The following is a 7,743-nucleotide window of genomic DNA, read 5'->3' on the forward strand; positions in this document are numbered from 1 at the left end:
AAACAGCGCCGGACGAGTGTGTGCCAGAAGTGAGCGTGCCTGAAGAGCATGTGCCAGAAGAGCGCGCGGCGGAGGATTTTGTGCAGGAGGAACTGCAGATCCGCCTGCCAGGCCGCACCCTGGATGCGCACGCCCTGGTGCGTGAGAGGGTGGCGCATATTCTGTCGCTGGGGAACGAACCCTCACCGAGCCCCTATAACGCGGCGCGGTTGCCGGGTTTCCTCACCTCCTGCCTGAACCCGGTGTACCTGGAACAGATGAACCTGCAGGACCTGAGCCGGGAAGAGCAGCCGGGGGAGGAACAGCAGAGCGAGGTGCCACAGGGTGAGCACCCCGAACCTGCGGCGGGTACAGCCTCCAGCGGTTCTGACCCTGTGCCTCTGCTCAATCCAGCACCCCTGTTCAACCCCGCCCTCAGCGCGGAGCAGGTTGAGGCGGCGTGCCGCGAGTACATCCGCTGCTGCACCGCCCAGCTGATGCGCTACGCCGAACCCGCCGATGAGCTCGTGGTCGAATCCCTCACCACCCTGGGAGCGCCGCTGACCCTGCACTACCTGCTGACCGGGCACATCCCCGATGCGCACACCTGGGAGCACGGCGAACCGGATACGCAGCTCAGCGATTATTTGCACTCGGTGGGCGCACCCGCGGAAGGGGAGTCCGCCCTGTTCTGTAGCGCGAATGGCTACTACACGCCGGGTGAGCATCAGATGAGCCGCGATAAGTTCGGCAAGGCGCTCGCGACCCGCCGCCTGCGCTGGAACCGCCGCATGGAACGCACCCTGAACGCGGAGGCGCACATGGCGGCAACCTGCGGGGCGTGGCTGGTCACTCCCGCCGATCCGCTGTGGCCGCCGCAGCTGAACGATTTGGGGCCTGCTCGACCGTACGGGCTGTGGTGCCGAGGCGATTCGCGGCACCTGCTGGATGTGGCCTCTGCCCCGAGCGTGGCGCTGGTCGGTTCGCGTGACCCGAGCATCTACGGTACGGAGGCGACGACCCACCTTGCCGCTGAGCTGGCGCGCCGCGGGTACACGGTGATTTCTGGCGGTGCGATGGGCATTGATATTGCGGCGCATAGGGCGGCACTGACCCAGCAGGGTAGCGACCTGCCGACCATCGCTTTCATGGCGGGTGGGCTGGATCGGCTGTACCCGGCGCAGAACTCGGATGCACTGAATATGATTGTTGACCGCGGGCTCATCATGAGCGAGGTGAGCGTGGGTAACACCCCCACGCGTTGGCGTTTTCTGGAGCGTAACCGCCTGATTGCGGCGTTGGCGCGGCACACCATTGTGGTGGAGGCGCGCTGGCGTTCCGGTGCCCTGAATACGGCTCGTCACGCAATGGAGATTGGGCGTACCCTCTGGGCGGTTCCGGGGCAGATTAATTCGCCGAACTCGGTGGGCACGAACCGTCTGCTGCGCGATGGACTAGCGCAAACACTCACCGAGGCCGCCGACATCCTCGAGTACGATGCCGCCGCAGGGTTTGAGCTGGGCACCGAGCACGAGAGCGAGTGGGATCAGGCTGCCTCCTCCAGCGCGCTGGATGAGCTGACCGAGCGACAGGGTAGGGTCTGGGACGATTTGAGCCCGCGTTCCTACCGTGGCGTGGACGAGATTGCCGCAGCCCTCGGGTTGAGCGCTCGCGACGTGATGGCTGACCTGTTCCACCTGGGTCGCTGCGGTCTGGCGGAGAGTAGCGGAACGAGCTGGCGGAAGGTCCGCCCGGCTGTCGCTGCGTAGAAGAGCCCCCGCTGAACACCTCAGCTGAACACCTCAGCCGAACACCCCGGCTATAGCGGGATACGCCGGTCGGTCATGACGGGACGGCACGTCATGACGGGGCGGTGCGTGGAGAGCGTAGAACCTCTCTACAATTGGGGTAGGCTTGCGCGTACTGGCGCGGAGCCTACCCCGCCGCGCTATCGGCAGATACGCCGGGGGCAGAAATACAACGTCGAGAAGCATCAACGCCGCCAGAGCAGAGCCAGGAACCAGAAACCCGAAAGGAGGGACGCATGACCCCCGCCCGCCAGCACGAAAACCGAGTTGAAAACCAGGCAGAAAACCGGCGCGAGAACCGGGAAGAATACCGGGCTGCAAACCGGGATGATGCTCCCTCCACGACCCTGCCGGTGACCTACACCCGCAGCCTTGCCGCCGATCATCCCGGAACCCATGCTGAGGGTTCAGGTTCTGCCCTACCCGGCTCTGCTCTACCCGAATCGGCGCTGGGCGTTTCCGGCGAGATGTTCCGCCCCGTCCTGGACCGTTTTGAGCGTTTTCTGCGCTATGAGAAGCACCGTTCCGAAGAGACAATCCGCTCGTATATCTCCGATTTGGAGGGCTTCTTCGGCTATATGGCGCGCCGCGGTGTGCGGCATCTGGACAGCATTGATGCGTCCCTGATTCGTGAGTGGTTGGGTTCGTTGCATCTGCGGCAGGCGGCTCGTTCTACGGTGGCGCGCCGTGGTTCGACCCTCCGTACGTTCTTCACCTGGGCTCAGGAGGAGGAGCTGGTGCACGCTAACCCGACCCGCGGTATGCGCACCCCCAAGCGGGAGAATCACCTGCCGCCGGTGCTGAGCCGTGAGCAGATGAACCAGCTGCTGACTACCCTGCAGGAGCGTCGGGCGCAGGATCCTCGTGATGCGCGCCTGTTGCGCCTGGAAGCTGTGGTTGAGGTTCTGTACGCTTCGGGCATGCGTATTTCTGAGCTGACGGGCCTGGATTTGCAGAGCGTGGACCGGGCGAATAAGACGGTGCGCGTGCTGGGTAAGGGCAATAAGGAGCGCGTGGTGCCGCTGGGCACCCCGGCGCTTAAGGCGTTGAATCGTTGGGTGTCCTATGGTCGTCCGCAGTGGATTCCGGAGGGGTCTCAGGGCGTGACGGCGCTGTTTATTGGCCCTCGGGGCGGGCGTGCGAATACCCGCCAGATTCGTGAGGACCTGACCCGCCTGCTGCGCACGGTGGAGAATACTCAGGCGTCGGGTGCGCACGTTTTGCGTCATTCGGCGGCGACTCACCTGGTGGATGGTGGTGCCGATATTCGTTCGGTGCAGGAGCTGCTGGGACATTCGTCGTTGGCGACCACGCAGATTTACACGCACGTGTCGATGAGGCGTCTGGCGGAGACATATGCGCGGGCGCATCCGCGAGCATAGGGTGTTCACGCCTCTAAGGGGGAACGCACCGATGCGGGGGAGTGTGTTGGGCCGTGCGGGGCTGTGTTGGACTGTGCTTTGAATAGTGTGCTGAGCGCCGCCGTGTAATGTCTCTCTATTTGAACCTTGTGCGGCTGAACTGTACGAATGGGGAAAATCGTTCTAAGCTATACACTGTTCAATGTCTGCCTAAATATCCCGCGCAGTCCAAAGTTTCTGCACAGTGATGTTTATACAGGGCAGCTGAACAAGGTAGCATAGGTAACAGACTAACCGTGGTCTCCGTCTCTATAACGGCACCGCGTACGAGTACTAAAAACCAGAAAGGTCGCACCGCATGCGCGCACTCGTTTGCCCCGGACAGGGCTCCCAGAAGAAGGGCTTTCTGAGCCCCTGGCTCGAGATTGAAGGTGTGCGTGAGCACCTGGAACGACTCTCCGAAGCGGCAGGCATCGACCTGATTCACTACGGCACCGAAGCCGAAGAAGAAACCATCAAGGACACCGCAATCGCCCAGCCCCTCATCGTCGCTGCTGGCATTGTCACCGGTCGCCTCGCACTGCGCGAACTTGAGGGTGAAGAGCTCATCTTCGCGGGCCACTCTGTTGGCGAAATTACCGCAGCAGCCCTCGCGGGTGTGCTCAGCGACGAAGACGCAATGCGTTTCGTGCGCGTGCGTGCCAACGGCATGGCGGAGGCGGCAGCCGCCTCCCCGACCGGCATGGCTGCAGTACTCGGCGGCGTTGAAGAAAACGTCCGCGAAGCCATCGACGCAGCAGGCCTCGTCGCGGCAAACTCCAACGGTGGCGGCCAGATCGTAGCCGCAGGCCCCATCCCCGCTATCGAGGCATTCGCCGCGAACCCGCCCGCACGCGCTCGCGTCATCCCCCTGAAGGTTGCTGGCGCATTCCACACCGAGGCAATGGCACCCGCCGTGCCCGCACTGGAAGAGTTCGCCGCGTCCCTGCAGGTCTCCGACCCGACCTCCGCACTGCTGACCAACCGCGACGGTTCCGCCGTGGAATCCGGTGAAGAGTTCGTCGAGACCCTCGTCTCCCAGGTCACCAGCCCCGTCCGCTGGGACCTGTGCATGGCAACCCTGCTTGAGCGTGAGGTCGCCGGCATTATCGAGGTCGCCCCCGCAGGCACCCTGGTCGGCCTGGCAAAGCGCGCGATGCGCGGCGTGCCCGGCACCTCCATCAACACTCCCGAGGACCTCGCCTCGCTGAAGGGCTAAACGCCGGGGGGAGAGCACCCAGCCCTCCCCGCGCTAGGAACCCTTCACACTAGACATGCACTTTAGACATGCGAGGCACACAGTGTCTTGCGAGCATCAGCACTAAGGATTGAATACGTGACTACCCTCAAGCAGTACGAAATCAACCGCTACTCCCGCATCCTCGGTTACGGCGCAGCCCGCGGCGAGGTCATCGTCCCCAACGACGACATCGTTGAGGCAATCGACTCCTCCGACGAGTGGATCAAGCAGCGCACCGGTATCGCAACCCGCCACCGCGCCAGCGAAAACCAGTCGGTAGCAGACCTTGCCATCGGTGCCGCCAAGGATGCTCTCGAAGCATCCGGTGTAGCCGGTGAGGACATTGAGGCGGTCATCATTTCGACCATTTCGCACCCCTACGCAACCCCCTCCCTGGCAACCCTGGTCGCCGACGCAATCGGCTCCAAGTGCCCCGCATACGACATCTCCGCAGCGTGTGCAGGTTTCTGCTACGGTATCGCCCAGGCAGACGCCCTCGTCCGCGCGGGTACCGCAAAGCACGTGCTGGTCATCGGCGTTGAGAAGCTCTCCGACTTCATCGACAACACCGAACGCACCATCTCCTTCCTGCTCGGCGACGGCGCAGGCGCAGCAGTCGTAGGCGTCTCCGACGAACCCGGCATCGCCCCGACCGTATGGGGTTCGGACGGCTCCCGCTGGGGCACCGTCGGCATGACCCACTCCCTGCTGGATATCCGCAACCGCGACTTCGCCGCAAACCCCGTCGAAGAAGGCGAAAAGATCTGGCCCACCCTGCGACAGGACGGCCCCTCCGTCTTCCGCTGGGCAGTATGGGAAATGGCGAAGGTCGCCAAGCAGGCACTCGAAACCGCCGGCATCACCCCCGACGAGCTCGGCGCGCTCATCCCGCACCAGGCAAACGCCCGCATCATTGACCAGATGGTCAAGACCCTCAAACTTCCCGACGCGGTGGCAGTGGCACGCGACATCGTTGATGCCGGTAACACCTCCGCCGCATCGGTCCCCCTCGCCGCACACCGCCTGCTCAAGGAGAACCCGGAACTCTCCGGCAAGTTCGCCCTGCAGATCGGCTTCGGTGCCGGCCTGGCATTCGCAGCTCAGGTAGTCGTCCTTCCCTAAGGAAAACCACCGGAGCCCGATGCTCCCCGACCCTCACGACCGGCACAGCGCCGGTGCGCGAGAAAGAAAAGAAAGCGGGAAAGCATCCCCACAAACTCCGAGTTGACGCATGCGTACACCACGCAGACACGATAAACTCGGTAATGCACGCGTACCCCCACCCGGCGGGTGCGATGACCATCGAAAAAACAAAGGAGCCCCTGAATGGCTAACAAGGAAGAGATCCTCGCAGGTCTGGCAGAGATCGTTAACGAAGAGACCGGCGTTGAGGTTGAGGACGTTCAGCTGGACAAGTCCTTCACCGAGGACCTGGACATCGACTCCATCTCGATGATGACCATCGTCGTGAACGCTGAGGAGAAGTTCGAGGTGACCATCCCGGACGAAGAGGTCCAGAACCTCAAGACCGTTGGCGACGCAGTCGAGTTCATCGCGAACGCTGCCTAAGCTATAACCAATAACGAGGCGGCGCGGGCTCTCACCGGCCCGCGCCGCATCGCTATTCACTCAGCTTTCAATCCAACATACCCCCGGGAACACACAGGGTGCGATGACTGCACTCTCCACGGCGTGAAAACGCCCACTGTAAACCCCGGGTCCAACAGGTTTTTATCCACACACCACCGGATAAACCACCAAATCGACCACCGAAGAGAAAGTGCCACAATGTCTCGAAAAGTGCTGGTGACCGGCCTCGGCGCGACCACCCCCATTGGCGGCGACGTCCCCACCACCTGGGAAAACGCAACCAAGGGCGTATCTGGTGTATCCACCCTCGACCACCCCTGGGTCAAGGAATACGACCTGCCCGTATACATTGCAGGCCAGCTCGCCGTGCCCGCCCTCGAATCCGGCCGCCTCACCAAGGTAGAAGCAAAGCGCCTGGATCCCTCGGGCCAGCTCGCCCTCATCGCCGCACGCGAAGCATGGGAAGACGCAGGGTTCTCCGGCCCCGACGCCGACTCCGCAGAAGAAGTCGACCCCGAACGCACCGGCGTAGCCTTCGGCACCGGTATCGGCGGCGTGTGGACCCTTCTCGACGCATGGGACACCCTCCGCGAAAAGGGCCCCCGCCGCGTCCTCCCCATGACCGTTCCCATGCTCATGCCCAACGGCAACGCAGCAGCCGTCTCCATGAACCTCAAGGCACGCGCCGCAGCACAGACCGTCGTCTCCGCATGCGCATCCTCCACCGAAGCCATGCAGCTCGGTGCTGAAATGATCCGCAGCGGTAAGGCAGATGTCGTCATCGTCGGCGGTGCCGAAGCAGCAATCCACCCGCTTCCCATGGCAGCATTCGCCAAGATGCAGGCACTCTCCTCCCGCAACGACGAACCCGAAAAGGCATCCCGCCCCTACGACGTCGACCGCGACGGCTTCGTCATGGGTGAAGGCGCAGCAGCCCTCATCCTCGAATCCGAAGAGCACGCCAAGGCACGCGGCGCACGCGTCTACGCGGAACTGGCAGGCACCGGCGTATCCGCCGACTCCTACCACATCACCGCACCGGACCCCGCAGCACTCGGCGCAACCCGCGCACTGCGCGAAGCCCTCGAAGACGGCAACATCGACCCGAAGACCGTCGTGCACATCAACGCGCACGCCACTAGCACCCCCGCCGGTGACTTGCCCGAAGCAACCGCAATGCACGAAACCTTCGGCGAGCACACCAAGAACATTGCCGTCTCCGCAACCAAGTCCATGACCGGCCACCTGCTCGGCGGCGCGGGTGCCCTCGAGGCAGTGCTGACCGTACTGGCGCTGCACCACCGCACCGCACCCTGCACCATCAACCTGGACAACAAGGACCCCCAGATTGACCTGGACGTGGTGACCGAGGCGCGCGAGCTGCCCGCTGGTGAGATTGTGGCACTGTCGAACTCCTTCGGTTTCGGCGGTCACAACGCGGTTGTAGCATTCCGCTCCGTAGAGGGCTAAAAACTCTTCGACAGCCTCATAGGAAGGGCACGTCGGACAATGCTTGCGGGGGAGTGCCCCCTCTGCGGCGCTGGGGCGCCTTGAGGACGGAGCCCCCGCCACGCATTCCCGACCGCGCCCTCACCGATTTTGATACGTACAGGGTCGCCTGTGATAGTTAGCTATCGCGGGCGACCCTGTTTCCGTGGGTTAGTTGTTTTGAGAAGACGACCAGAACACACGAAGCGGGGGAGTGCCCCCTCTTCAGCGCCTGGGG

General features: G+C 63.4%; 6 protein-coding genes. All 6 read left to right on the plus strand.

The genetic code is table 11. From position 1 onward, the window contains the following. Nucleotides 1-35: 35 nt before the first annotated feature. The 6 genes from dprA to fabF all read left to right on the plus strand — a co-directional run bounded on the left by dprA (nt 36) and on the right by fabF (nt 7,487). On the plus strand, nt 36-1,748 hold the full coding sequence (gene dprA / locus HMPREF2749_RS08520; RefSeq protein WP_246823520.1) for a DNA-processing protein DprA: 1,713 nt from the start codon (nt 36-38) through the stop codon (nt 1,746-1,748). Nucleotides 1,749-2,023: 275 nt separating this feature from the next. After that, nucleotides 2,024-3,169 carry a tyrosine recombinase XerC gene (locus tag HMPREF2749_RS08525; protein ID WP_070594082.1) on the plus strand — a complete coding sequence of 382 codons (1,146 nt, stop codon included), beginning with the start codon at nt 2,024-2,026 and terminating at the stop codon, nt 3,167-3,169. Between the two features lie 337 nt (nt 3,170-3,506). Further along, nucleotides 3,507-4,406, plus strand: coding sequence for an ACP S-malonyltransferase (locus tag HMPREF2749_RS08530; protein WP_070594084.1), 900 nt, complete (start codon nt 3,507-3,509; stop codon nt 4,404-4,406). A 117-nt stretch (nt 4,407-4,523) separates the two neighbouring features. Further along, on the plus strand, nt 4,524-5,549 hold the full coding sequence (locus HMPREF2749_RS08535; protein ID WP_049357073.1) for a beta-ketoacyl-ACP synthase III: 1,026 nt from the start codon (nt 4,524-4,526) through the stop codon (nt 5,547-5,549). A 204-nt stretch (nt 5,550-5,753) separates the two neighbouring features. Further along, nucleotides 5,754-5,996 (plus strand): acyl carrier protein, encoded by a 243-nt coding sequence (locus tag HMPREF2749_RS08540; protein ID WP_005506250.1) that lies wholly within the window; start codon nt 5,754-5,756, stop codon nt 5,994-5,996. Between the two features lie 219 nt (nt 5,997-6,215). After that, the gene (gene fabF / locus HMPREF2749_RS08545) at nt 6,216-7,487 is read left to right on the plus strand and encodes a beta-ketoacyl-ACP synthase II (RefSeq protein ID WP_049327098.1); all 1,272 of its coding nucleotides are present in this window, start codon (nt 6,216-6,218) and stop codon (nt 7,485-7,487) included. The last annotated feature ends 256 nt before the right edge of the window (nt 7,488-7,743 follow it).

Origin of the sequence: Rothia sp. HMSC075F09 (assembly GCF_001810515.1) — a bacterium.
In the GTDB taxonomy this organism is placed as follows: domain Bacteria; phylum Actinomycetota; class Actinomycetes; order Actinomycetales; family Micrococcaceae; genus Rothia.